Source organism: Cellvibrio sp. BR (assembly GCF_000263355.1).
Lineage (GTDB): Bacteria > Pseudomonadota > Gammaproteobacteria > Pseudomonadales > Cellvibrionaceae > Cellvibrio.
Window position 1 is genome coordinate 1 of the sequence record NZ_JH668204.1, and the last position, 25852, is coordinate 25852.

The 25852-nt window shown below is 47.6% G+C and carries 22 protein-coding genes, 5 tRNA genes and 1 rRNA gene; all 28 read left to right on the forward strand.

The window, feature by feature from the left end; all coding sequences use genetic code 11:
• The first annotated feature begins 224 nt into the window (after positions 1-224).
• The 28 genes from rrf to rplB all read left to right on the forward strand — a co-directional run bounded on the left by rrf (position 225) and on the right by rplB (position 25835).
• Positions 225-340: ribosomal RNA gene (rrf, locus tag O59_RS15795) — 5S ribosomal RNA — on the forward strand.
• A gap of 156 nt (positions 341-496) precedes the next feature.
• The gene (gene alr / locus O59_RS15800) at positions 497-1591 is read left to right on the forward strand and encodes an alanine racemase (RefSeq protein ID WP_007644437.1); all 1095 of its coding nucleotides are present in this window, start codon (positions 497-499) and stop codon (positions 1589-1591) included.
• Positions 1588-2580: a bifunctional biotin--[acetyl-CoA-carboxylase] ligase/biotin operon repressor BirA gene (birA, locus tag O59_RS15805; RefSeq protein ID WP_007644439.1), complete on the forward strand. Its 993-nt coding sequence runs from the start codon at positions 1588-1590 to the stop codon at positions 2578-2580. Before alr ends, birA begins: the two co-directional genes overlap by 4 nt.
• Entirely contained in the window at positions 2570-3331 is a 762-nt protein-coding gene (locus O59_RS21140; RefSeq protein ID WP_050977092.1) for a type III pantothenate kinase, read from the forward strand. The genes birA and O59_RS21140 overlap by 11 nt, the downstream gene beginning before the upstream one ends.
• Positions 3332-4054 (forward strand): hypothetical protein, encoded by a 723-nt coding sequence (locus O59_RS15815; protein ID WP_007644442.1) that lies wholly within the window; start codon positions 3332-3334, stop codon positions 4052-4054.
• A gap of 45 nt (positions 4055-4099) precedes the next feature.
• Positions 4100-4175, forward strand: a tRNA-Thr gene (locus O59_RS15820).
• A 94-nt stretch (positions 4176-4269) separates the two neighbouring features.
• Positions 4270-4353 (forward strand) — tRNA-Tyr (locus O59_RS15825).
• A 60-nt stretch (positions 4354-4413) separates the two neighbouring features.
• Positions 4414-4487 (forward strand) — tRNA-Gly (locus O59_RS15830).
• Positions 4488-4503: 16 nt separating this feature from the next.
• Positions 4504-4579: transfer RNA gene (locus O59_RS15835), tRNA-Thr, on the forward strand.
• 78 nt (positions 4580-4657) lie between these two features.
• Positions 4658-5881, forward strand: a complete 1224-nt coding sequence (tuf, locus tag O59_RS15840; protein WP_007644455.1) for an elongation factor Tu — start codon at positions 4658-4660, stop codon at positions 5879-5881.
• Positions 5882-5929: 48 nt separating this feature from the next.
• Positions 5930-6005, forward strand: a tRNA-Trp gene (locus O59_RS15845).
• Between the two features lie 25 nt (positions 6006-6030).
• Positions 6031-6399, forward strand: coding sequence for a preprotein translocase subunit SecE (secE, locus tag O59_RS15850; RefSeq protein WP_007644444.1), 369 nt, complete (start codon positions 6031-6033; stop codon positions 6397-6399).
• 6 nt (positions 6400-6405) lie between these two features.
• Complete coding sequence (nusG, locus tag O59_RS15855) at positions 6406-6939, forward strand: transcription termination/antitermination protein NusG (protein ID WP_040393155.1); 534 nt, start codon at positions 6406-6408, stop codon at positions 6937-6939.
• Positions 6940-7083: 144 nt separating this feature from the next.
• Entirely contained in the window at positions 7084-7515 is a 432-nt protein-coding gene (rplK, locus tag O59_RS15860; RefSeq protein ID WP_040393157.1) for a 50S ribosomal protein L11, read from the forward strand.
• A gap of 1 nt (position 7516) precedes the next feature.
• The gene (gene rplA / locus O59_RS15865) at positions 7517-8212 is read left to right on the forward strand and encodes a 50S ribosomal protein L1 (protein WP_007644447.1); all 696 of its coding nucleotides are present in this window, start codon (positions 7517-7519) and stop codon (positions 8210-8212) included.
• A gap of 242 nt (positions 8213-8454) precedes the next feature.
• Positions 8455-8949, forward strand: a complete 495-nt coding sequence (gene rplJ / locus O59_RS15870; protein WP_007644448.1) for a 50S ribosomal protein L10 — start codon at positions 8455-8457, stop codon at positions 8947-8949.
• 65 nt (positions 8950-9014) lie between these two features.
• Positions 9015-9383: a 50S ribosomal protein L7/L12 gene (gene rplL / locus O59_RS15875; protein ID WP_007644449.1), complete on the forward strand. Its 369-nt coding sequence runs from the start codon at positions 9015-9017 to the stop codon at positions 9381-9383.
• Between the two features lie 261 nt (positions 9384-9644).
• Positions 9645-13730: a DNA-directed RNA polymerase subunit beta gene (rpoB, locus tag O59_RS15880; protein ID WP_007644450.1), complete on the forward strand. Its 4086-nt coding sequence runs from the start codon at positions 9645-9647 to the stop codon at positions 13728-13730.
• 127 nt (positions 13731-13857) lie between these two features.
• Entirely contained in the window at positions 13858-18081 is a 4224-nt protein-coding gene (rpoC, locus tag O59_RS15885) for a DNA-directed RNA polymerase subunit beta' (RefSeq protein ID WP_040393159.1), read from the forward strand.
• A gap of 266 nt (positions 18082-18347) precedes the next feature.
• Positions 18348-18719 (forward strand): 30S ribosomal protein S12, encoded by a 372-nt coding sequence (gene rpsL / locus O59_RS15890; RefSeq protein ID WP_040393161.1) that lies wholly within the window; start codon positions 18348-18350, stop codon positions 18717-18719.
• Positions 18720-18859: 140 nt separating this feature from the next.
• Positions 18860-19330 carry a 30S ribosomal protein S7 gene (rpsG, locus tag O59_RS15895; protein WP_007644453.1) on the forward strand — a complete coding sequence of 157 codons (471 nt, stop codon included), beginning with the start codon at positions 18860-18862 and terminating at the stop codon, positions 19328-19330.
• An 89-nt stretch (positions 19331-19419) separates the two neighbouring features.
• Positions 19420-21540 (forward strand): elongation factor G, encoded by a 2121-nt coding sequence (fusA, locus tag O59_RS15900; protein ID WP_007644454.1) that lies wholly within the window; start codon positions 19420-19422, stop codon positions 21538-21540.
• A gap of 34 nt (positions 21541-21574) precedes the next feature.
• A complete protein-coding gene (gene tuf / locus O59_RS15905) occupies positions 21575-22798 on the forward strand; it encodes an elongation factor Tu (protein ID WP_007644455.1) in 1224 nt (407 codons plus the stop codon).
• 208 nt (positions 22799-23006) lie between these two features.
• On the forward strand, positions 23007-23318 hold the full coding sequence (rpsJ, locus tag O59_RS15910; RefSeq protein WP_007644456.1) for a 30S ribosomal protein S10: 312 nt from the start codon (positions 23007-23009) through the stop codon (positions 23316-23318).
• Between the two features lie 103 nt (positions 23319-23421).
• Positions 23422-24066: a 50S ribosomal protein L3 gene (rplC, locus tag O59_RS15915; protein ID WP_007644457.1), complete on the forward strand. Its 645-nt coding sequence runs from the start codon at positions 23422-23424 to the stop codon at positions 24064-24066.
• 20 nt (positions 24067-24086) lie between these two features.
• The gene (gene rplD, locus O59_RS15920; protein ID WP_007644458.1) at positions 24087-24701 is read left to right on the forward strand and encodes a 50S ribosomal protein L4; all 615 of its coding nucleotides are present in this window, start codon (positions 24087-24089) and stop codon (positions 24699-24701) included.
• Positions 24698-24994 carry a 50S ribosomal protein L23 gene (rplW, locus tag O59_RS15925; RefSeq protein WP_040393166.1) on the forward strand — a complete coding sequence of 99 codons (297 nt, stop codon included), beginning with the start codon at positions 24698-24700 and terminating at the stop codon, positions 24992-24994. The genes rplD and rplW overlap by 4 nt, the downstream gene beginning before the upstream one ends.
• A 13-nt stretch (positions 24995-25007) precedes the next feature.
• A complete protein-coding gene (rplB, locus tag O59_RS15930) occupies positions 25008-25835 on the forward strand; it encodes a 50S ribosomal protein L2 (RefSeq protein ID WP_007644461.1) in 828 nt (275 codons plus the stop codon).
• Positions 25836-25852: the final 17 nt, after the last annotated feature.

The window sequence follows — 25852 nt, forward strand, 5'->3', positions numbered from 1 at the left end:
GCTAACTGATACTAATTGCTCGTGCGGCTTGACCATATAACAGAATCGACTGTTAGACGGTTTACGATTCAGGCAGAAAGTAAAACTTATCTGCAACCGGACTTGTACGATACGCAAGCATCCAAAAAATACATACAGCAAAACTTTGCATTCCACCGCCCTATTTGAGTCAATCGAGGCTGATGTACTACACATCCTAAGACCTCCGAACTCATACCGAATTGCTTGACGACCATAGCAAGTTGGAACCACCTGATCCCATTCCGAACTCAGAAGTGAAACGACTTAGCGCCGATGGTAGTGTGGGGTCTCCCCATGTGAGAGTAGGTCATCGTCAAGCTCTTAAATACAAAACGCCCTGCAGATATCTGCAGGGCGTTTTTTTTGCTGATTTTTTTCATGGTCTTTTGCCTCCAATAAAGCTTTTGCTAATGGCTTTTATCGTGCGGCTCTGCTTATATGCGCGATAAGTTTTTTGATCCTTGAGAGATTATGCGTGTTAACTATTGATCTGAACGCTATTCAGCATAACTGGTTAAAGTTATCGTCTTTAACGCAGTCAAATGTGGCCGGAGTCATTAAGGCGAATGCTTACGGCTTGGGGGCAGCAGAAGTTGGTCTCGCCTTGCATGCTATTGGCTGCAGAGAGTTTTTTTTAGCGTCCGTAGATGAGGCGATTGCAGCCCGATCATATTTGCCTGGCGATGCGGTAGTTTATGTTTTGGGGGGACTTCGAAACGTAGATGTTTCGGAGCTTTATGCGAGAAATATTATCCCTGTAATTTGTTCAGCCTATGATGTTGAGCGATGGCTGAAATTTAAGACTGCTTGTGGAATAAATGCGGCTGCCGCACTGAAAATCAATACTGGGATGACGCGTTTTGGTCTTGATGAGCATGATTTTTATTTACTCTGTGGCGATGAGTCTCGTTTAAAAGCTATTAATCCTCTGATACTTATGAGTCATCTTGCTTGCGCGGATGACTCTGCGCATCTACAAAATCATTTGCAGCTTGATCGTTTTTTAAAATCCTTTCATTGCATCAAAAAATTATTGCCTCAGATTAAGGCTAGTTTAGCTAACTCTTCAGGGTTTTTTTTAGGCAAGCAATGGCATTTTGATTTGGTGCGTCCTGGCGCTGCGCTATATGGGATTAATCCTACACCTTTAGAAAAAAATCCAATGCTTCCTGTCGTTCGTCTCTCATTGCCAATATTGCAGATTCGCAGATTGGATGCGACTGAATTAATTGGTTATGGCGGCACAGTAAGTTTATCTGCTGGTGCAAAAGTAGCCGTAGTAGCTGGAGGTTATGCTGACGGGGTTAACAGAACTTTAGGGGCTCAGCCGGAAGGTCTGTTATTGGGGCAGCGGGTAAAATCAATAGGCAGAATATCAATGGATTCAATGATATTTGATGTGTCCCATATCGCTGCATCAGATGAGGATTTGATGTGTTCTTCGATAGACGTTGTTGGCGAGCAGTTTCCGCTAGATAAGCTTATCAAAGATAATCAATCGCTGGGTTATGAGGTGCTTACTAGTATTGGCTCACGATACAAGCGCACATATTTGTCTGGAGTGATATGAGCCTTAATCTATTTGATTCAAATTCATTAGGCCAGGCGCTGAAATTATTGTCTGATGGAGAGTTTCATTCTGGAGAAGAGTTGGGCGCTTTACTTGGTGTTAGTCGTGCGGCAGTGTGGAAAACATTAAAAAAGTTTGAGTTGCTTGGCATTGATCTTATCTCGGTTAAAGGAAAAGGTTACTGCATTGGCGGCGGACTGGATTTGCTCGATCAATCCAAAATATTCTCGGGGCGGTGTGAGTCCTTAAATATCAATGTGTTTGCGCAGGTGGATTCAACCAATTCTTATCTTTTGCGCCAGAATAAACCGGAGCGTCATGTTTGTTTGGCGGAAAATCAGACGGCTGGCCGAGGAAGGCGAGGTCGAATCTGGGTTAGCCCTTTTGCACAGAATCTTTACCTTTCAATTGGGTGGGGATTTGATGGCGGGATCGCTGTCTTAGAGGGGCTTAGTTTGGCAATTGGTTTGGCTGTGGTCAGGTCTCTGCGTCATTACGGTATTTCCGGGCTGAAATTGAAGTGGCCAAACGACATATTATATAAAGACAAAAAACTGGGTGGTGTTCTAATTGAAATGAATGGCGACCCTTCTGGTTATTGTTTGGTGGTGGTTGGGGTTGGTCTTAATGTATCAATGCATGACGGTCATGCATCTTCAATTGATCAGCCTTGGATTAATCTGAATGATATTTTGGCGGAGCAAGGCGTTCCTCTAATTACTAGGAATCAACTCGCATCATCCTTGCTGGATGAATTGGTGCTCATTCTGTCTGATTACCATCGCATTGGTTTTGCGGCTTATAAAGAAGAGTGGGCGCTGTTCGCGGCGCACATGAATCAGGCTGTTAGCATTCATAGCGGAAATACCGTGCGAACCGGTGTTATGCGTGGAGTTGATAGTACAGGAGCTCTCCGGCTTGATGTTGATGGCAAAGAGCAAATCTTTCATGGAGGAGAATTGTCCTTGAGGGGGGCTTATGCGTCTTGAGGTCGATATTGGGAATACGCGAATTAAATGGAGGCTCAAGGATGGGGACGATATGTTTGAGCGAGGTTTTCTTGCCACTGGCTCCTCGTTAGCCTTGATGGAGCCGGCGCTTGATCGTTATTTGGGTAAGGTTAAGGCGATATGGGTTGCCAGTGTCGTGGATGAAGAGTTGGAGAGAGGCTTTGCCATATGGGCTAAGCGGGTTTTCTCGATAGAGCCGTTATTTGTAAAAAGTTGCGCATCGATCGGTGTGGTGAGAAATGCTTATATTTCCCCCGAGTCACTGGGCGTTGATCGCTGGTTGGGGATTTTGGCTGCATACCATTTAGAAAAAAGAGCGTGCATTGTTTTATCGCTGGGAACCGCAGCGACGGTTGATGTGGTTGATAAAAGTGGGGCTCATCTAGGTGGATTTATCGCCCCAGGTCTTTCTTTAATGATTGGCTCGCTCACTGCTGGTACTCGACGCCTATCTGTTGTGCCTGCAGAAATGGTTCAGTTGGATGACGGCTTGGGCGTGTCCACTTTTTCAGCTATTTGCGGTGGTTGCACATCTATGTTGATTGGTTTGGTTAATAATGCAATTACACAGTTGCGTAAGTGTATCGGAAATGATGATTTTGGGCTGGTGTTTGCTGGTGGTGATGCGATTCAGTTGATCCCCTATTTCCCCTCTGCGCGATTGATGAATGATCTGGTTTTGGATGGTCTTGTGTATGCAATGCAGGGCTTAGAGCCACTGGAGGAGTAAATGAGATCGATTTTTTTTCTGGTTCTTGCTGCAAATATATTTTTCTTTGTCCGGCAATACTTTTTTGTGAATGGCGTGACCAAAAGCGACGAGCAGTATGTTGCTCAATCAAGTGAGAATGCTGGTTCTTCGGGGGGGCTATTATTGCTATCTGAGCGCTCCGGAGAGAAGGTGGGTACTGAAAAAGATTTTGCTCAAGTATCTTCGCTGAGCAATCAAGCAGGAGGTGTGCAAAAAGAAGGTGCGCCTCTTTGTACCATGATTGGTCCTTATGAGCAGTTGCTCCATGCAGAGTACGCCGTTGAGCGCCTTGCAGCGTTGGGGGCTGATGTTCATGTGGTGCCCGTGGAAATTAAAGAGGGTGAGTCATTTTGGGTTTACCTTGTGCCAGAGGTTTCTGAGCGAGAGGCGCTGAATAGACTCCATGAGCTGCAGAGGAAAAATATTGAGAGCCACATAATATCAAAAGGGGATCTCACCAACGGTATCTCGTTTGGTCGCTTCTCTCAATATGAGGATGCAGAGGCGTTGTCGCTAAAGATTAAAAATAACGGCTATGACGCGCAGATAAAAATTATGCCTAAAACAATTCAAGAGACGTGGGTTGTTGTTGGAGAGGGTTTTGCTGAGAAAATAGACGATTCGGTGTGGGAAGAGCTTATAAGAAAACAAAAAGGGCTCGAAAAGAGACAAAATTATTGTTTGGGTGTTGCTTCTCATTAGAACTTTCAATAGAATTCTGCCTCCACAAACGGCGGTGGTCAAAAAGCTGGCGTAGCTCAGTAGGTAGAGCAGCTGACTTGTAATCAGCCGGTCGGGGGTTCGATTCCTCTCGCCAGCTCCAAATTGGAGTATGCTTTTTGACATAACTGTGTGAATTTATTGAAAAAATAGATTGACAGTTGCAAGTTTGGGCCGGAAAATGCCGGCGGTTTTCGGCAGGGGTTCCCGAGTGGCCAAAGGGATCAGACTGTAAATCTGACGCGCAAGCTTCGATGGTTCGAATCCATCCCCCTGCACCATATTCACCTTAAGTGCGCTTAAGGTATTAAGTAAAGTGGCAAGCCCAGTATCTGATTAAAGCGGGTATGGTTCAATGGTAGAACCTCAGCCTTCCAAGCTGATGGCGCGGGTTCGATTCCCGCTACCCGCTCCAAATATTTTAGGTTAAGGCTCATATAGCTCAGTTGGTAGAGCACACCCTTGGTAAGGGTGAGGTCAGCAGTTCAAATCTGCTTATGAGCTCCAAAATAATGCTGCGAGAGAGTGCCTCTCGCAGCTTTTTTATCTGTGTGATTGTTATTAACGTCTGAGGAGGCGCTCGCAATGGCGAAGGAAAAGTTTGAACGTAACAAGCCCCACGTCAACGTGGGCACCATTGGTCACGTTGACCACGGTAAAACAACTCTGACTGCAGCGCTGACTCGCGTTTGTGCAGAAAGCTGGGGTGGCGCGTTTGTTGGTTATGATGGTATCGATAACGCACCTGAAGAAAAGGCGCGCGGTATTACCATTAATACCTCTCACGTGGAGTATGACTCACCAACTCGCCACTATGCGCACGTTGACTGCCCAGGCCACGCCGACTATGTGAAGAACATGATCACCGGTGCTGCCCAGATGGATGGTGCAATCCTGGTGTGTGGTGCAACTGATGGTCCAATGCCACAAACTCGTGAGCACATCCTGCTGTCTCGTCAGGTAGGTGTTCCTTACATCGTGGTATTCCTGAACAAGGCTGACTTGTTGGCGGAAGACTGTGGTGGTGTAGGCACTGAAGAGTACAACGAAATGTTGGAGTTGGTAGAAATGGAGTTGCGTGAGCTGCTGTCTACCTATGACTTCCCTGGCGATGACACTCCAATTATTGCTGGTTCTGCGCTGATGGCGTTGAACGGTGAAGATGAAAACGGTTTGGGTACCTCTGCGGTACGTAAACTGGTTGAGTCCTTGGACAGCTACATCCCTGAGCCAGTGCGTGCTATCGATCAACCATTCCTGATGCCAGTAGAAGATGTGTTCTCTATCTCTGGTCGCGGTACAGTAGTAACTGGTCGTGTAGAGCGTGGTGTTGTTAAAGTTGGTGAAGAGATTGCGATTGTTGGTCTGAAAGACACCGTTAAAACCACCTGTACTGGTGTTGAAATGTTCCGCAAATTGCTCGACGAAGGTCGTGCCGGTGAGAACGTTGGTGTTCTGTTGCGTGGTACCAAGCGTGATGACGTTGAGCGTGGTCAAGTTCTGTGTAAGCCAGGTTCAGTGACTCCACACACCAAGTTTGAATCAGAAGTGTACGTATTGTCTAAAGAAGAAGGTGGTCGTCACACTCCATTCTTTAAAGGTTACCGTCCACAGTTCTACTTTCGTACCACTGATGTAACTGGTGCGGTGGAATTGCCGGAAGGCGTAGAAATGGTAATGCCAGGCGACAACATCAAAATGGTTGTTACCTTGATTCACCCAATCGCGATGGAAGATGGTTTGCGTTTTGCTATCCGTGAAGGTGGTCGTACTGTTGGTGCTGGCGTTGTAGCCAAAATCATTCAGTAATTAATATGGAGGGCGGTTTCTCCGCCCTCTATTTGCTTCTGTTATGTTAGGCCAGTAGTTCAATTGGTAGAGCACCGGTCTCCAAAACCGGGTGTTGGGGGTTCGAGTCCCTCCTGGCCTGCCAAATTTCATGAAGGTTTCCCGCGATAATGAATGCAAATACCGAAGAAAAAGTTTATCGACTTGACGCATTAAAATGGCTCTTGGTTTTTGCAGTAATTGCTGTTGGTGTAGTTGGTAATTCTCATTTTTCTGCCGAATCGATTCTCTATCGTGCATTAGGTCTTATAGTGCTTGCAGCTATCGCTGTTGCAATTGCATTGCAGACTGCAAAAGGTGCTGCGATATCAGATGTTGTACGTGGTGCGCTTGTTGAGCTGCGTAAAGTTGTTTGGCCTACTCGCCAAGAAACCAATCAAACAACCCTTATTGTATTGGCTGTTGTTTTTGTAATGGCAATCATTCTTTGGTTGCTTGATACTCTATTTGGTTTTGTTGCCTCAAGTATCATAGGATAGATTGGTATGGCTAAGCGCTGGTATGTTGTTCATGCTTATTCTGGGTATGAGAAAAAGGTCGCGCTTTCCTTGCGTGAGCGCGTCGCGTTGTATGGCATGGAAGAAAGTTTCGGTGAGATTTTGGTTCCCACTGAAGAAGTGGTTGAAATGCGGGGCGGTCAAAAGCGCAAAAGTGAGAGAAAATTTTTCCCTGGCTATGTTTTGGTACAAATGGAATTGAACGATGATACTTGGCATTTGGTAAAAGATACGCCACGAGTCATGGGTTTTATTGGTGGTAAAGCTGACCAACCTGCACCTATCACTGAAAAAGAAGCGGAAGCCATCTTGCGTCGTGTAGACGATTCAATGGAGAAGCCGAAGCCAAAAACAATTTTCGAACCGGGTGAAATGGTTCGTGTGATCGATGGGCCTTTCAATGATTTCAATGGCGTTGTCGAAGAAGTAAATTACGATAAAAACAAGCTTCGCGTTGCGGTGTTGATATTTGGTAGATCTACTCCAGTTGAATTGGAATTTGGTCAGGTAGAAAAAACTTAATGTTCTGAAGTTTTAATGCCCCTCTTCATCCTGTTATGAAGAGGGGTTTTCGTGTCTCAGTCAGAGGCTGAGGCGGGGAGCCTGAGACGCTAGCTTTTGCCAAAAAGCTAGTCGAGGCGCTAATACCCATAGGGGAGTTATATCATGGCAAAGAAAGTAACCGCTTACGTTAAGCTGCAAGTTGCAGCTGGTAAGGCAAACCCAAGTCCTCCAGTAGGTCCGGCTCTTGGTCAACACGGCGTAAATATCATGGAGTTCTGTAAAGCATTTAATGCTCAGACTCAAGGTATGGAAGTTGGTTCTCCTGTCCCTGTGATTATCAGTGTGTACAGTGATCGTAGCTTCACGTTCGTAATGAAAACACCGCCAGCATCTTTCTTGTTGAAAAAGGCTGCAGGTATTACCAGTGGCAGTGGTCGTCCTAACACAAACAAAGTTGGCAAAGTAAATCGTGCTCAGCTCGAAGCTATTGCAACTACAAAACTGGCCGATTTGACTGCCGCTGATATGGATGCTGCTGTGCGTACTATCGCAGGTTCTGCGCGTTCAATGGGTCTGGAAGTGGAGGGCGTATAACATGGCAAAAATTACTAAGCGTCAACGTGCAATCAACGAGAAAGTTGATTCCAGCAAGCAGTATTCAATTGAAGATGCTGTTGCGCTGTTAAAAGAGCTGTCTACTGTGAAATTTGCAGAGACAGTAGATGTATCCATAAGCTTGGGCATTGATCCTCGTAAATCAGATCAGTCTGTGCGTGGTGCAACTACGCTGCCTCACGGTAACGGCAAGTCTGTACGTGTTGCTGTATTTACTCAAGGTGCAAATGCTGAAGCTGCAAAAGCAGCTGGAGCAGAGTACGTAGGTATGGATGATCTGGCTGCAGAAATCAAAGCCGGTAAAATGGATTTTGATGTTGTTATTGCTAGCCCAGATGCAATGCGCGTTGTTGGTCAACTTGGTCAGGTTTTGGGGCCACGTGGTCTGATGCCTAACCCAAAAACCGGCACAGTAACTCCGGACGTATTAACTGCTGTTAAAAATGCTAAGGCTGGTCAGGTTCGTTATCGCGCCGAGAAAGGCGGTATTGTTCATGGTGGCTTGGGTAAAATTTCTTTTGATGCTATCGCGATCAAAGAAAACCTTGAGGCATTGGTTGCTGATTTGAAAAAATCCAAACCAGCTACATCGAAAGGTATTTACCTGAAGAAAATTTACTTGAGTACGACTATGGGCCCAGGCCTGGTAATCGATCAAGCATCACTTGCCGTTTAATTTGCGAGTGGAAAGAACTTTGGGGTCCACTATTTTAGTGGGCCGTCAAAGACCGTAGGTGTCTGGACAACAAGTTCATGCTTAATACCCTACGCAGATGGTGAGACCCTATTTGCTGCATTAATTGCACTAAATGACATCACCGAATAGTGGTTCTGATGTGTTCATCAGGGCCGGTAGTTAACGATAATCAATGATGCAACATCCGTGTTGTAATTGATTGTCCATGCAGGAGAAATCCCGTGGCATTAGGACTTGAAGGCAAAAAAGCGATTGTCGCTGAAGTCCAAGAAGCTGCAAAGAGCGCTCTGTCTGCTGTTATCGCTGATTCTCGTGGCGTAACCGTTGGCAAGATGACCGCTCTGCGCAAGCAGGCCCGTGAAGCTGGCGTCTGGGTAAAAGTCGTCCGTAACACATTGGCCCGTCGCGCTGTGCAAGGTACAGCTTACGAATGTCTTGCTGATAAATTCGTAGGACCAACTTTGATTGCATTTTCCACCGAGCACCCAGGTGCTGGTGCGCGTATCCTTCAGGATTTCGCCAAAGAAAATGACAAATTTGAGTTGAAAGCTGCTGCCTTTGAAGGTGAGTTAGTGAACATCGCAATGTTGGCAACACTGCCAACTTACGACGAAGCTATTGCTCGCCTGATGAGTGTGATGAAAGAGGCTTCCGCTGGCAAACTGGTTCGCACTATTGCGGCCGTTCGCGATCAAAAAGAACAGCAAGCTGCTTAATCTTCGGATTGGCACTTACTTTAGATTTAACGAGCAAAGTTGCTCCATTAATTAGGAATTGAGACATGTCTCTGACTAAAGACGATATCATCAATGCCATCGCAGAAATGTCTGTAAAAGATGTTGTTGAGCTGATCACTGCAATGGAAGAAAAATTCGGTGTTAGCGCTGCTGCTGCTACTGTTGCTGTAGCTGCTGGTCCAGCTGCTGCTGCTGAAGAGCAAACTGAATTTGACGTTATCCTTTCTTCTGCTGGTGATAAGAAAGTTAACGTAATTAAAGCAGTTCGCGAACTGACTGGTCTTGGCTTGAAAGAAGCTAAAGACTTGGTGGAAAGTGCACCAAAAGCAGTTAAAGAAGCTGTTTCTAAAGCTGATGCCGATGCAGCCAAGGCTAAATTGGAAGAAGCTGGCGCACTCGTAGAAGTTAAATAATTCTACGCTTGTGTCACAGCGTCCATTTACAGTGTGGACACAGGGCTGGTGAGCAATATGCTCGCCAGCCTTTTTCTGTTTTCAGAAATCCTATTGCTCTACTGTGAATTGAGGCGTCAATGGCTAGCTTGAGCTGTGCCATTGGGTTACTCCTGAAGTAATCGTAAAGTTATCGAATTTAAGCAAGTTTTTACAAAGAAACGCACGTGCGTTTTCATGGCTGCGATCAAGCCCGATCCGCGAACAAGCTGGGGAATACAGATGGCTTACTCATATACTGAGAAAAAACGTATCCGTAAGGATTTTGGCAAACTGCCACATGTAATGGATGTACCTTACCTCTTGGCGATTCAGTTAGATTCCTACAGAAAGTTTACCCAGGCAGATACTTTGCCTAGCAAGCGTGATGATATGGGTTTACACGCCGCTTTCCGTTCCGTTTTTCCAATCGTCAGCTACTCAGGTAATGCGGCCCTCGAATACGTGAGCTACAACCTTGGTAAAGCCGCTTTTGATGTGAACGAATGTATTCTGCGTGGTGTTACCTACGCAGTTCCCCTGCGCGTAAAAGTTCGGTTGATTATTTACGATCGCGAATCTTCCAATAAAGCCATTAAAGATATTAAAGAACAAGAAGTGTACATGGGTGAAATTCCACTCATGACCGACAATGGTACTTTTGTTATTAACGGTACCGAGCGCGTTATCGTATCGCAATTACACCGTTCTCCTGGTGTATTCTTTGACCACGATAAAGGTAAGACTCATTCATCCGGAAAGTTGCTCTTTTCTGCGCGTATTATTCCTTACCGCGGTTCATGGTTGGATTTCGAGTTCGATCCCAAAGACTTGCTTTATGTCCGTATTGATCGTCGTCGTAAACTGCCGGCAACCATTTTGCTGCGTGCACTTGGTTTCAGTTCTCAAGAAATGCTGGCAATGTTCTTTGAAACCAGTACGTTTATCCTTGGGAAAGATGGTCAGTTCAGCTATGAGGTTGTTCCATCTCGTCTGCGTGGTGATGTAGCTACGTTTGATATTAAAGATGACAAGGGCAATATTATTGTTGAAGAGGGGCGCCGCATTACTGCGCGTCATATTCGTCAATTAGAAAAAGCTGGCGTTAATCAAATGGATGTACCTGCAGAGTATCTGCTGGGGCGCTCGCTTGCTAAAGATATTATTGATACTCGCAGCGGTGAATTGCTGTTTGAATGCAATACCGAAATTACTGCCGATGTATTGTCAAAGCTTGGCGCCGCTGGCGTAGAGCAAATTGAAACTCTCTATACGAATGAATTGGATTGTGGTGCATTTATCTCTGATACTTTGCGCGTTGATCCAACTCGCACAGCACTGGAATCACTGGTAGAAATTTATCGCATGATGCGCCCCGGTGAGCCGCCAACCAAAGAGTCTGCGGAAGCGCTGTTCCAGAATTTATTCTTCTCACAAGAGCGCTACGATCTATCTGCAGTCGGTCGCATGAAGTTCAACCGTCGTCTTGGTCGTGAAGCCGAGACGGGCGAAGGTACTCTATCGAATGACGATATCGTTGATGTGATGAAGACATTGATCTCCATCCGCAATGGTAAAGGCGTTGTGGATGATATCGATCACTTGGGTAACCGCCGTGTGCGTTCCGTAGGTGAGATGGCCGAAAACCAATTCCGTGTTGGTTTGGTACGTGTAGAGCGCGCAGTAAAAGAACGTTTATCTATGGCAGAAAGCGAAGGTTTGATGCCGCAAGATTTAATCAATGCCAAGCCGGTTGCGGCTGCGGTCAAAGAGTTCTTTGGTTCATCTCAGCTTTCACAATTTATGGATCAAAACAACCCGCTGTCAGAGATCACGCACAAGCGTCGTGTTTCTGCGCTTGGCCCAGGTGGTTTGACCCGTGAGCGTGCAGGCTTTGAAGTGCGTGATGTACATCCGACTCACTATGGTCGTGTATGTCCTATCGAAACACCTGAAGGTCCAAACATTGGTTTGATTAACTCTTTGGCTACCTATGCCCGCACTAACAATTACGGTTTCCTTGAGAGTCCGTATCGCAAAGTGATTAATGGCAAGGTAACCAATGAAATTGATTTCCTTTCGGCGATCAATGAGTCTGATTATGTGATTGCACAGGCTTCTGCAACATTGGATGACAAAGGCAATCTAACTGAAGAGTTGGTGTCGGTTCGTCACCTGAACGAATTCACCTTGAAAGCGCCTGCCGATGTTCAATATATGGACGTGTCTGCGCGTCAGGTGGTTTCTGTTGCAGCATCATTGATTCCATTCCTCGAGCACGATGACGCCAACCGTGCGCTTATGGGTTCAAACATGCAGCGTCAAGCTGTACCAACTCTGCGCTCGCAAAAGCCGTTGGTTGGTACTGGCATGGAGCGGAATGTTGCTTCTGACTCTGGTGTGTGTGTGGTTGCCAAGCGTGGCGGCGTTATCGATAGCGTTGATGCTGGCCGTATCGTAGTTAAAGTACATGATGCAGAAGTTGAAGCCGGTGATGCGGGTGTGGATATCTACAACCTGATCAAATATACCCGCTCCAACCAAAATACCTGCATCAATCAGCGCCCTATTGTAAGCATGGGTGATTCAGTATCCCGTGGCGATATTCTGGCGGACGGTCCTTCTGTTGATATGGGTGAGTTGGCGCTTGGTCAAAACATGCGCATCGCCTTTATGCCGTGGAACGGCTACAACTTCGAAGACTCGATCCTGGTATCAGAGCGTGTAGTTCAGGAAGATCGTTTCACGACTATTCATATTCAGGAATTGACCTGTATCGCACGTGATACCAAGTTGGGCAGCGAAGAAATTACCGCTGATATTCCTAATGTTGGTGAGAGTGCGCTAAGCAAGCTCGATGAATCCGGCATTGTGTATATCGGTGCTGAAGTAGGCGGCGGCGATATTCTGGTTGGTAAGGTTACACCTAAAGGTGAAACCCAACTGACGCCTGAAGAAAAACTGTTGCGTGCAATCTTCGGTGAAAAAGCTTCTGACGTTAAAGATACTTCTTTGCGTGTACCCTCAAGCACCAAAGGTACTGTAATTGACGTTCAGGTTTTCACTCGCGATGGTCTTGAAAAAGATCAACGTAGTTTAGAAATTGAAAAAGCGCAATTGGATGAAGTGCGCAAAGATTTGAACGAAGAATACCGTATCGTTGAGTCTGCCACTTTCGAGCGTTTGCGTTCAGCACTGGTCGGCCAAACTGTAGCATCAGGAAAAAATGTGAAAAAAGGCGAAGCCTTGACGCATGAAGTTCTTGATGGTTTGGAGAAAGATCAGTGGTTCAAGCTGCGTATGTCTGAAGATGCTCTCAATGAGCAGATCGACCGTGCAGAAGAGCAACTGGCTGAGCGTCGCAAGATTCTTGACGAGCGTTTTGAAGATAAGAAGCGCAAGCTCTCTACTGGCGATGATCTGGCTCCGGGTGTTCTCAAGATTGTTAAGGTTTATCTTGCTATCAAACGTCGTATTCAGCCGGGCGATAAGATGGCCGGCCGTCATGGTAACAAGGGTGTTATCTCGGTAATCATGCCGATCGAAGATATGCCTTACGACGAAAATGGTGAGACTGTTGATATCGTCCTCAACCCGCTCGGCGTACCTTCACGTATGAACGTGGGGCAGGTGCTGGAAATGCACTTGGGTATGGCGGCTAAAGGCTTGGGTGTGAAGATCAACAAAATGCTGCAAGAGCAAAAAGCGATTGCTGACATTCGCGCATTCCTGGAAGAGATCTACAACAAAACCGGTGATGTTGCTGCGAAAGAAGATCTGGCATCGTTTACCGATAAAGAGATTCTCGATCTGGCCAAAAACCTGGTGGACGGTGTGCCTATGGCAACACCAGTGTTTGATGGTGCCAAAGAGCATGAAATCAAGGCATTGCTGCGTTTAGCTGGCCTGTCAGATACCGGTCAATCCGTACTTTATGACGGACGTACTGGCGACCAGTTTACCCGCCCGGTCACTGTTGGCTATATGTACATGCTGAAGTTGAACCACTTGGTCGACGACAAAATGCATGCCCGTTCAACCGGTTCTTACAGCCTTGTTACCCAGCAACCATTGGGTGGTAAAGCGCAATTCGGTGGACAGCGTTTCGGTGAGATGGAAGTGTGGGCACTGGAAGCATACGGTGCAGCTTACACCTTGCAAGAAATGTTGACTGTTAAGTCAGATGACGTTGCGGGTCGTACCAAGATGTATAAAAACATCGTGGATGGCGATCATCGTATGGAGCCTGGCATGCCGGAATCTTTCAACGTATTGGTTAAAGAGATCCGTTCTCTGGGTATCAACATCGAGCTTGAACAAGACGATTAATTTAATCGTTTGCTCCGGCAATAGGCACTGACGCCTGTTGCCGTGTTGTGTTCCCGGCAGCAGTGCCGACAAGAATTTGCCTAGAAGTTTAATGAAAGCTCCCTTGGAGCCAACAGGAGAAAGCGCCTTGAAAGACTTACTGAATTTACTCAAGTCCCAGGGACAGGTCGAAGAATTCGACTCTATTCGTATTAGCTTGGCATCACCTGAAATGATTCGTTCATGGTCGTTTGGCGAAGTGAAAAAGCCAGAGACTATCAACTACCGTACCTTCAAGCCTGAGCGTGAAGGCCTGTTCTGCGCCAAGATCTTTGGTCCAGTAAAAGACTATGAATGCTTGTGCGGCAAGTACAAGCGTATGAAACATCGCGGCATTATCTGTGAGAAATGTGGCGTTGAAGTTACGCTTGCGAAAGTACGTCGCGAGCGCATGGGCCACATTGAACTGGCGAGCCCGGTTGCACACATTTGGTTCCTGAAATCGCTGCCGTCCCGTATCGGTCTGTTGCTTGACATGACCCTGCGCGATATCGAGCGTGTACTCTATTTTGAATCCTACGTAGTGACCGAACCAGGTATGACTACGCTGGAGCGCGGTCAATTGCTCTCTGACGAGCAATACTTCGAAGCAATGGAAGAGTTCGGCGACGAATTTGAAGCGCAAATGGGCGCTGAAGCGATTCAGACCCTGATGCGTGCTATCGATTTGGAATCTGAAATCCAGCGTCTGCGCGAAGAAATCCCGAATACCACCAGCGAAACCAAAATCAAGAAATACTCCAAGCGCTTGAAGCTTTTGGAAGCATTCTTCTTCTCTGGCAACAAGCCGGAGTGGATGGTGATGGAAGTGTTGCCAGTATTGCCGCCGGATTTGCGTCCTTTGGTTCCGTTGGATGGTGGTCGTTTTGCGACGTCTGACCTGAACGATTTGTATCGTCGCGTAATCAACCGTAACAACCGTTTGAAGCGCCTGCTGGACTTGAATGCGCCAGACATTATCGTGCGCAACGAAAAGCGTATGCTGCAAGAAGCGGTAGATGCGTTGCTGGATAACGGTCGCCGTGGTCGTGCGATCACCGGTTCGAACAAGCGTCCGCTGAAATCGTTGGCAGACATGATCAAAGGTAAGCAAGGTCGTTTCCGTCAAAACCTGCTCGGTAAGCGCGTTGACTACTCCGGTCGTTCGGTAATCGTGGTAGGTCCAACCCTGCGTTTGCATCAGTGCGGCCTGCCGAAGAAAATGGCCTTGGAATTGTTCAAGCCCTTTATTTTCAGCAAGCTTGAATTGCGCGGTTTGGCGACCACCATTAAAGCTGCCAAGAAAATGGTTGAGCGCGAAGAAGCTGTCGTTTGGGATATCCTCGACGAAGTAATCCGCGAGCATCCTGTGCTCCTGAACCGTGCACCAACACTTCACCGTCTTGGTATCCAGGCGTTTGAGCCAGTACTGATTGAAGGTAAGGCAATCCAGCTGCACCCGCTCGTCTGCTCTGCGTATAACGCGGATTTCGACGGTGACCAAATGGCAGTTCACGTTCCACTGACTATTGAAGCTCAGTTGGAAGCGCGCGCATTGATGATGTCTACCAACAACATCCTGTCACCCGCATCAGGTGAGCCCATCATCGTTCCTTCGCAAGACGTGGTATTGGGCTTGTACTGGATGACTCGTGATCGTGTTAATGCCAAAGGCGAAAACATGATTTTTGCAGATACTGCAGAAGTATCACGTGCTTATTACTCCAAACAAGTTGACCTGCAAGCACGCATCAAAGTGCGTTTGGTTGAAACCCTGATTGGTGCTGAAGGTGAAAGAACCAGCGAGACCAAGCTGGTAGAGACTACTGTTGGCCGCGTATTGCTGTGGGAAATTGTTCCGCCTGGCATCCCGCTGGAAATGATCAACCGCCCAATGGTTAAGAAAGCCATCTCTGCGGTTATCAACTACTGCTATCGCGTAGTGGGACTGAAGGCTACGGTTATTTTTGCTGACCGGTTGATGTACATGGGCTATGACTTCTCTACCAAGTCAGGCTCCTCTATTGGTGTTAACGACTTTACTATTCCTGCTGCCAAGGCTGAGATCATTGGTCGCGCTGATGCAGAAGTGAAAGAAATCGAAACTCAATACGCCTCTGGTCTGGTGACTCAGGGCGAGAAATACAACAAGGTCATCGATATTTGGTCTCGTGCTAACGATTTGGTTGCCAAATCGATGATGGAAGGTATTTCTAAAGAAGCTGTTATCAACCGTGATGGCGTTGAAGAATTACAGCCTTCATTCAACTCCGTATTTATGTACGCCGACTCAGGTGCGCGTGGTTCGCCCGCACAGATTCGTCAGTTGGCGGGGATGCGTGGTTTGATGGCGCGTCCTGATGGCTCGATCATTGAGACCCCCATTAAGGCAAACTTCCGCGAAGGCTTGAACGTACTTCAGTACTTTATTTCTACGCACGGTGCGCGTAAAGGTTTGGCGGATACCGCATTGAAGACAGCCAACTCCGGTTACTTGACCCGTCGTTTGGTTGATGTGGCGCAGGATTTGGTGGTGACCATGCAGGATTGTGGTACCGATGAAGGTTTGACCATGTCACCAGTAATCGAAGGTGGTGATGTTATCGAATCGCTGGGTGATCGTATCCTCGGTCGTATTATCGCGCGCGATGTGATTCGCCCTGGTACTGATGAGATTCTGGTTCCTGCTGGCACCATGATTGATGAAGCTTGGGTCGAGCGCGTTGAAGCAATGGGGATCGATGAGGTTCTTGTTCGCTCACCGATTACCTGTGAGGCGCGCAGTGGCATCTGCTCTATGTGTTATGGTCGCGATTTGGCTCGTGGTCATCGCGTCAATGTGGGTGAAGCAGTTGGTGTTATTGCTGCTCAGTCAATCGGTGAGCCAGGCACCCAGCTGACAATGCGTACATTCCACATTGGCGGTGCGGCATCGCGAGCGTCCGCTGCCGATAGCGTGCAGGTAAAACAAGAAGGTACTGTACGTTTACTCAACGTTAAAGTTGTTAGTAACCCTGCAGGCAACTTGGTTGCTGTATCTCGTTCGGGTGAGTTGGCAATCGCTGATGCCAGTGGTCGCGAGCGCGAGCGTTACAAGATCCCTTATGGTGCATTAATCACCGTTAAGGATGGCGAGGCAGTTAAAGGTGGCCAAGTTATCGCTAAATGGGATCCGCATACTCACCCCATCGTATCGGAAGTGGCAGGTACTGTTGCCTTCTCTGGCATGGAAGATGGTCTTTCTATTCGTCGTCAGACCGATGAGTTGACTGGCCTGAGTTCGATTGAGGTGTTGGATCCTGCTGAGCGCCCATCTGCGGGTAAGGATTTGCGCCCTGCAGTAACCTTGGTTGATAGTAAAGGTAAAGAATTGTTCTTGGCCAATACCAATGTGCCAGCGCATTACATGTTGCCAGCGAAGGCGATTTTGAGCATCAACAATCACGACATCATTAATGTTGGTGACATTATTGCTCGTATCCCGCAAGAAGGTTCCAAGACTCGCGATATCACCGGTGGTCTGCCGCGCGTTGCTGACCTGTTCGAAGCTCGTCGCCCGAAAGAGCCGTCAATCCTGGCGGAAATTTCCGGTACCGTGAGTTTCGGTAAAGAAACCAAGGGCAAGCGTCGCTTGATCATTACGCCTGTGGATGGACAGCTGTTGCCAGATGGTTCAACCCACTACGAAGTGTTGATCCCAAAACACCGTCAGCTGACTGTGTTTGAGGGGGAGATGGTAGCCAAGGGTGAAGTTGTATCTGATGGTCCAAGCAATCCGCACGATATTTTGCGCCTGCAAGGTGTTGAAGCTCTGGCTCGTTATATTACTAACGAAATTCAGGATGTTTACCGCTTGCAGGGTGTGAAAATCAACGACAAGCACATTGAGACCATTGTGCGTCAAATGTTGCGTAAAGTTGAAATTACCACCATGGGCGATTCAACCTTCGTTAAAGGCGAGCAAGTTGAATATAACCAACTGCTGGAAGAAAACGAAAAGCTGCGTGCTGAAGCTCGCCAGCCTGCAAATTACGAGCGTCAATTGCTCGGGATTACCAAGGCATCTCTGGCGACAGAATCGTTTATTTCGGCTGCTTCTTTCCAGGAGACAACACGTGTTCTTACCGAGGCGGCAGTAACCGGAAAGAAGGATGCGTTGCGCGGTTTGAAAGAGAACGTGGTGGTTGGTCGATTGATTCCGGCTGGTACAGGTTTGGCCTATCACTCAGACCGCAAGCGCCGCCGCGAAGCTGCTCAAGTACACGATGTGGGCGTGAGTGCTGAAGATGTTGAAGCAGCATTAACCGAAGCATTGAAATCAAGCATCGGCTAATGCTTGATTAATGGGGTGCATCTTATGCGCTCCGGGGCTCTATCCCAAGCAAGACTGGCGATGTCAGTCTTGCTTTTTTATCGGCTAGATTTATGTGTTGGCCAGTAAATAAGCGGACTTTGCCTTGACGGTGGGGAAGTGCATCTTTACAATGCGCCACCCACTTTTTCCTGAGTGGGAAGCTGGGCTATGCCAATCGGGCTCGTCCGCTTTCTTAACCTTGCCTTTGTTAATAAAGGCGTTTTTTATCTATGGAGTTAGTTTTCATGCCGACGATCAATCAGTTGGTTCGTAAGCCAAGAAAACGTATCGTAGACAAGAGCGATGTTCCTGCTCTGCAAGGCAATCCGCAAAGACGCGGTGTTTGCACTCGCGTTTATACGACTACACCTAAAAAGCCAAACTCAGCATTGCGTAAAGTATGCCGTGTTCGTTTAACCAATGGCTTCGAAGTGTCTTCCTATATCGGCGGTGAAGGCCATAACTTGCAAGAGCACAGCGTGGTGCTGATCCGTGGTGGTCGTGTAAAAGACTTGCCAGGTGTGCGTTACCACACTGTACGTGGTTCACTGGATACTTCCGGTGTTGCCAAGCGTAGACAAGGTCGCTCCAAGTACGGTGCAAAACGTCCTAAGTAATGCTTGCGGGCGGGGTTTTATCCGCCATTTGCATTTAGTGCGTTAATGTTTTCGGTTTACCACCGAGTAAGGCCAAGCAAACTTAAAACAATCGGGTTTTTAGTGTTGTCTTGGAAAATCCCTGAAGAGAGGCTTTTGACATGCCAAGAAGACGAGTCGTCGCCAAACGCGACACGCTGCCGGATCCAAAATACGGTAACGTGACTCTGGCGAAATTTATGAACCACGTAATGATTAGTGGTAAGAAGTCGGTAGCAGAGCGCATTATTTATGGCGCGATGGATATCGTTAAAACCAAATTGAATCGTGATCCTCTGGAGGTTTTCTCCGAGGCCCTCGAAAATATCGCTCCGCTGGTTGAGGTTAAATCTCGCCGTGTGGGTGGTGCAACTTACCAAGTTCCAGTTGAGGTTCGTGCTTCTCGCCGTACCGCTCTGGCAATGCGTTGGTTGGTGGATTACTCGCGTAAGCGTGGTGAGAAATCAATGCCTGCGCGTTTGGCGGGTGAATTGATGGATGCTGCACAGGGTAAAGGTGCTGCGGTTAAGAAGCGTGAAGACGTTCACCGCATGGCAGAAGCGAACAAGGCGTTCTCTCACTTCCGTTTCTAAGGCTGTGTGGCTTCAAACTTCCTGTGAAAAGCAAAGGCAGCAAGGCTGCCTTTGCTTTTATAGTGAATAGCTAATCGGGGAATAGAGTAGTGGCACGTAAAACTCCAATCGCACGCTATCGTAATATTGGCATCTGCGCTCACGTTGATGCGGGTAAAACGACAACTACAGAGCGCGTATTATTTTATACCGGCTTGTCTCACAAAATTGGTGAGGTCCATGACGGCGCAGCAACTACCGACTGGATGGTGCAAGAGCAAGAGCGCGGCATCACTATTACTTCCGCTGCTGTGACTACATTCTGGAAAGGAATGGCGGGCCAATTTGATGAGCATCGCATTAATGTAATTGATACGCCTGGGCATGTTGACTTCACTATTGAAGTGGAGCGCTCTCTGCGTGTGTTGGATGGTGCTGTAGTGGTGCTGTGTGGTTCTTCGGGGGTGCAGCCGCAAACCGAAACTGTGTGGCGTCAAGCAAACAAATATGAAGTTCCGCGTATTGTATTTGTGAACAAAATGGATCGTACCGGTGCTAGCTACATGCGTGTGGTCGAGCAGCTGAAGTCCCGTTTGGGGGCTAACCCGGTTCCGCTGCAGATGACTATTGGTGCGGAGGATGAGTTTCGTGGTGTGGTCGATCTGGTTAAGATGCGCGCCATTATCTGGAATGAAGAAGATCAGGGTATGACCTTCAGCTATGAGGAGATTCCTGCGGAGCTGCAGGCAACTTGCGAAAAAATGCGTGAGTTTTTAATTGAGTCCGCCGCTGAGTCCAGTGAAGAATTGATGGAAAAATATTTGGGCGGCGAAGAGCTGACTGAAGAGGAAATTAAAGCGGGAATCCGTGCGCGAACCTTGGCGAATGAGATTATTCCTGTTATTGGTGGTTCGGCCTTTAAAAATAAAGGCGTCCAAGCAATGCTTGATGCGGTTATTGATTATTTGCCGGCCCCAACCGAAGTTAAGGCTATTGAGGGTGTGTTAGAGGATGGTGGGACCATTGCTACTCGCAAGGCGAGTGATGAGGAGCCCTTCTCTGCGTTGGCTTTTAAGATTGCTACGGATCCTTTTGTAGGGACGTTGACTTTCTTTCGTGTTTATTCCGGGACGCTGCAGTCAGGCGATATGGTCTTAAATTCGGTAAAAGGTAAAAAAGAGCGTGTTGGTCGTATGGTGCAAATGCATGCTAACCAGCGCCAAGAGATTAAAGAGGTGTTAGCAGGTGATATTGCTGCTGGCATAGGTTTTAAAGACTGTACTACTGGTGACACCTTATGTGCGCTGGATGATGTCATTATTCTTGAGCGTATGGACTTTCCGGAGCCTGTGATTCATGTCGCGGTTGAGCCGAAAACCAAAGCGGATCAGGAAAAGATGGGTGTCGCTCTGGGTAAGTTGGCGCAAGAGGATCCCTCCTTTCGTGTGCGTACTGATGAGGAGACGGGCCAAACAATCATTGGTGGGATGGGGGAGTTGCATCTCGACATTATTGTTGATCGTATGCGTCGCGAGTTTGGTGTCGAGGCCAATATAGGAAAGCCCCAGGTGGCTTATCGTGAGGCAATCCGTAACACCTGTGAGATTGAGGGCAAGTTTGTTCGTCAATCTGGTGGTCGTGGCCAATATGGGCACTGTTGGATTCGTTTCTCTCCCGGTGCTGATGAAAGTGCAGAAGGTTTGGAATTTGTTAATGAAGTAATTGGTGGTGTGGTTCCAAAGGAGTTTATACCGGCAATTCAAAAGGGAATCGCTGAGCAGATGCAAAACGGTGTGCTGGCTGGTTACCCTCTGTTAGGTTTAAAAGCGGTTGTGTTTGACGGCTCCTACCATGATGTTGATTCGTCAGAGATGGCATTTAAGATTGCTGCATCTATGGCGACCAAGAAGCTGGCTCAAAAAGGTGGCGCGGTACTGCTAGAGCCAATTATGAAGGTTGAGGTGGTTACACCAGAGGCCAACATGGGTGATGTGGTTGGCGATCTCAATCGTCGTCGCGGCATGATTCTGGGTATGGATGAAAGTCCGATGGGTAAGGTAATTGATGCGGAGGTGCCGTTGGCTGAAATGTTTGGCTACGCCACCTCGCTGCGCTCTGCCACCCAAGGGCGAGCAACCTATACCATGGAATTTTTGAAGTATCAGGAGGCTCCTCGTAATGTGGCTGAAGAGTTTATTGCGAAGGGCAGAGTGCAAAGAGACGAAGAATAGTTTCGATATTTCATCTACATAGAGGAATTGAAAAGTGGCTAAAGAGAAGTTTGAACGTAACAAGCCCCACGTCAACGTGGGCACCATTGGTCACGTTGACCACGGTAAAACCACTCTGACTGCAGCGCTGACTCGCGTTTGTGCAGAAAGCTGGGGTGGCGCGTTTGTTGGTTATGATGGTATCGATAATGCACCTGAAGAAAAGGCGCGTGGTATTACCATTAATACCTCTCACGTGGAATATGACTCACCAACTCGCCACTATGCGCACGTTGACTGCCCAGGTCACGCCGACTATGTGAAGAACATGATCACCGGTGCTGCCCAGATGGATGGTGCAATCCTGGTGTGTGGTGCAACTGATGGTCCAATGCCGCAAACTCGTGAGCACATCCTGCTGTCTCGTCAGGTAGGTGTTCCTTACATCGTGGTATTCCTGAACAAGGCTGACTTGTTGGCGGAAGACTGTGGTGGTGTAGGCACTGAAGAGTACAACGAAATGTTGGAATTGGTAGAAATGGAGCTGCGTGAGCTGCTGTCTACCTATGACTTCCCTGGTGATGACACCCCGATTATTGCTGGTTCTGCGCTGATGGCGTTGAACGGTGAAGATGAAAACGGTTTGGGTACCTCTGCGGTACGTAAACTGGTTGAGTCTTTGGACAGCTACATTCCTGAGCCAGTGCGTGCTATCGATCAGCCATTCCTGATGCCAGTAGAAGATGTGTTCTCTATCTCTGGTCGCGGTACAGTGGTAACTGGTCGTGTAGAGCGTGGTGTTGTTAAAGTGGGTGAAGAGATCGCCATCGTTGGTCTGAAAGACACTGTAAAAACCACCTGTACTGGTGTTGAAATGTTCCGCAAGCTGCTCGACGAAGGTCGTGCCGGTGAGAACGTTGGTGTTCTGTTGCGTGGTACCAAGCGTGATGACGTTGAGCGTGGTCAAGTTCTGTGTAAGCCAGGTTCAGTGACTCCACACACCAAGTTTGAATCAGAAGTGTACGTATTGTCTAAAGAAGAGGGTGGTCGTCACACTCCATTCTTTAAAGGTTATCGTCCACAGTTCTACTTCCGTACCACTGACGTAACTGGTGCGGTGGAATTGCCGGAAGGCGTAGAAATGGTAATGCCAGGCGACAACATTAAAATGGTTGTTACCTTGATTCACCCAATCGCGATGGAAGATGGTTTGCGTTTTGCCATCCGTGAAGGTGGTCGTACTGTTGGTGCTGGCGTTGTAGCCAAAATCATTCAGTAATAAGTATTTGGTAAAAAGCGGGCCCTTGTGGCCCGCTTTTTATTTTGGTGGGTAGTGGTTCTGATTGGTTGATCAATAAACAGTTCTTTTGTTGTTTATTTGTTGACAGGTCATAAATCCGCCCTTAGAATTGCGCCTCCTTTTGCCGGGGTACTTTATCCTAGCGCATTGGAAGTTCTTTAAAACAAACAATTGGAGTTTGGTTCACATGCAGAATCAACGCATTAGAATTCGCCTGAAGGCTTTTGATCACAAGCTTATTGACGCCTCTACTCAAGAGATCGTTGAAACAGCAAAGCGTACAGGTGCTCAAGTGCGCGGTCCGATTCCGCTGCCGACTCGTAAAGAGCGCTTCACTGTATTGATTTCTCCGCACGTTAATAAAGACGCGCGCGATCAATACGAGATCCGTACACATAAGCGTTTGCTGGATATTGTTGAGCCTACTGAAAAAACTGTTGATGCACTTATGAAGCTGGATTTGGCTGCTGGTGTTGAGGTTCAAATTAGTCTCGGCTAAGTAAATGTTTAAGGTTCGGGCGCACTGGGTGTCCGAACTGTGTAACGCTCTGAAATGGGCGGCCATAGCGGGTAAAAGCCCCGTACACTAAGAGGTTAGTAAAATGACGATTGGTATTGTCGGCCGCAAAAGCGGTATGACTCGTGTATTTACCGATGATGGTGTTTCCATTCCTGTGTCTGTGATCGAGGTTGAGCCTAATCGCATTACCCAGGTTAAAAGCGTTGATACTGATGGCTACTCTGCTGTGCAGGTAACTATTGGTACTCGTCGTGCCTCCCGTGTTACCAAGTCCGAAGCCGGTCACTTCGCTAAAGCTAATGTTGAAGCGGGTCGTGGTGTTTGGGAATTGCGTAACGAAGCTCAAGAAGCTTTCGAAGTTGGTGCAACAATTACTGTCGAGTCTTTCTCTGCAGGTCAAATAATTGATGTAACCGGCACATCTAAAGGTAAAGGTTTTGCTGGCGGCATCAAGCGCTGGAATTTCGGTATGCAAGATGCGACTCACGGTAACTCCCGTTCGCACCGTGTGCTGGGTTCTATCGGCCAGTGTCAATCTCCAGGTCGCGTATTCAAAGGCAAGAAAATGGCTGGTCATATGGGTGCTGAGCGTGTAACCGTTCAAAACCTTGAGATCGTTCGTGTCGATGCTGAGCGCAATCTGCTTCTTGTTAAGGGTGCTATTCCTGGTGCTCCAGGTGGCGACGTTATTGTGCGTCCTGCTGTTAAAGCGCGCACTAACGGTTAAGTATCCGAGGGGAATCGACCATGGAATTAAAAATTGTTAGTCCCGGTGGTGCCCAGGGTACAGTTTCTGTATCTGAAGTTGCATTCGGTAGAGAGTTTAATCAAGACCTGGTTCATCAAGCCGTTGTTGCTTACATGGCTGGTGCGCGTCAGGGTACCAAAGCGCAAAAAACTCGCGCTGAAGTTTCTGGTGGTGGTAAAAAGCCATGGCGTCAAAAAGGCACTGGTCGCGCCCGTGCTGGTACCATTCGCAGCCCAATTTGGCGTGGCGGTGGTGCAACTTTTGCTGCTAAGCCACGCAATTTTGAGCAAAAGCTTAACAAGAAAATGTACCGTGCTGCGCTGCAGTGCATTCTGTCCGAATTGAATCGTCAGAATCGTTTGATTGTTGTTGAAAGCTTTGATGTTGATGCGCCCAAAACCAAGGCTCTGGTGCAAAAATTGGCTCAATTTGATCTGACTGATGCACTGATTGTTACCGAAGAAATGAGCGAGAATCTGTTCCTGGCTTCACGCAACCTGTACAAGGTTGGTGTGATTGATGTTCAGGGTGTGGATCCGGTCAGTTTGATTGGTTTCGATAAAGTTATTGTAACCGTGCCTGCTCTGAAAAAGTTTGAGGAGATCCTGGGATGAACCAAGAACGCATTTATAAAGTGTTGCTAGGTCCTGTGGTGTCTGAGAAGTCAGCTGCAGCCGGTGAAACTGGTAATCAAGTTGTTTTCAAAGTATTGGCTGATGCCAATAAGGTGGAAATTAAAGCCGCAGTTCAAGCGCTGTTCAACGCCAAAGTTGAATCAGTTCGCGTATTGAACGTTAAAGGCAAAACCAAGCGTACACGCTACGGAATCGGCAAGAGAAGCGATTGGAAAAAAGCGTATGTACGTCTTGAGCAAGGTCAAGAAATCGACTTTGCGGTAGCTGAGTAAGGGGATTGTTGCAATGCCAATTGTAAAATGTAAACCAACCTCTCCAGGTCGCCGCTTTGTAGTAAAAGTTGTCAATCCGGATTTGTACAAAGGTGATCCTTTTGCGCCGCTGTTGGATAAAAAATCCAAATCAGGTGGTCGCAACAATACCGGTCGCATTACTACTCGCCATGTTGGTGGCGGCCATAAACAACATTACCGTGTAGTTGATTTCCGTCGCAATAAAGACGGCATCCCTGCAACTGTTGAGCGCATTGAGTACGATCCAAATCGTACTGCTTATATCGCGCTTGTATGTTATGCAGATGGTGAGCGTCGCTACATTATTGCGCCCAAAGGTCTGAGCGCTGGTGACAAAATTGAGTCGGGTAATGCCGCTGCTATTAAAGTCGGTAATGCTCTTCCAATCCGTAACATCCCGTTGGGTAGTGTAATTCACTGCGTCGAATTGAAGCCTGGTAAAGGTGCTCAAGTTGCTCGATCTGCTGGTGCTTCGGCTCAGTTGGTGGCGCGCGACGGTGCTTACGCAACTTTGCGTTTGCGCAGCGGTGAAATGCGTAAAGTGTTGAGCGATTGTCGCGCAACTCTGGGTGAAGTCTCTAACAGTGAACATAACTTGCGTTCATTGGGTAAGGCAGGCGCCAAACGCTGGCTTGGCATTCGTCCTACTGTTCGCGGTGTTGCGATGAACCCTGTAGATCACCCAATGGGTGGTGGTGAGGGTCGTACCTCTGGTGGTCGTCATCCAGTTTCGCCATGGGGCGTTCCAACCAAGGGTTACAAAACGCGCAGCAACAAGCGCACCGATAACATGATTGTTCGTCGTCGCGATAAGAAATAAGCGTCGACTTAACAGCT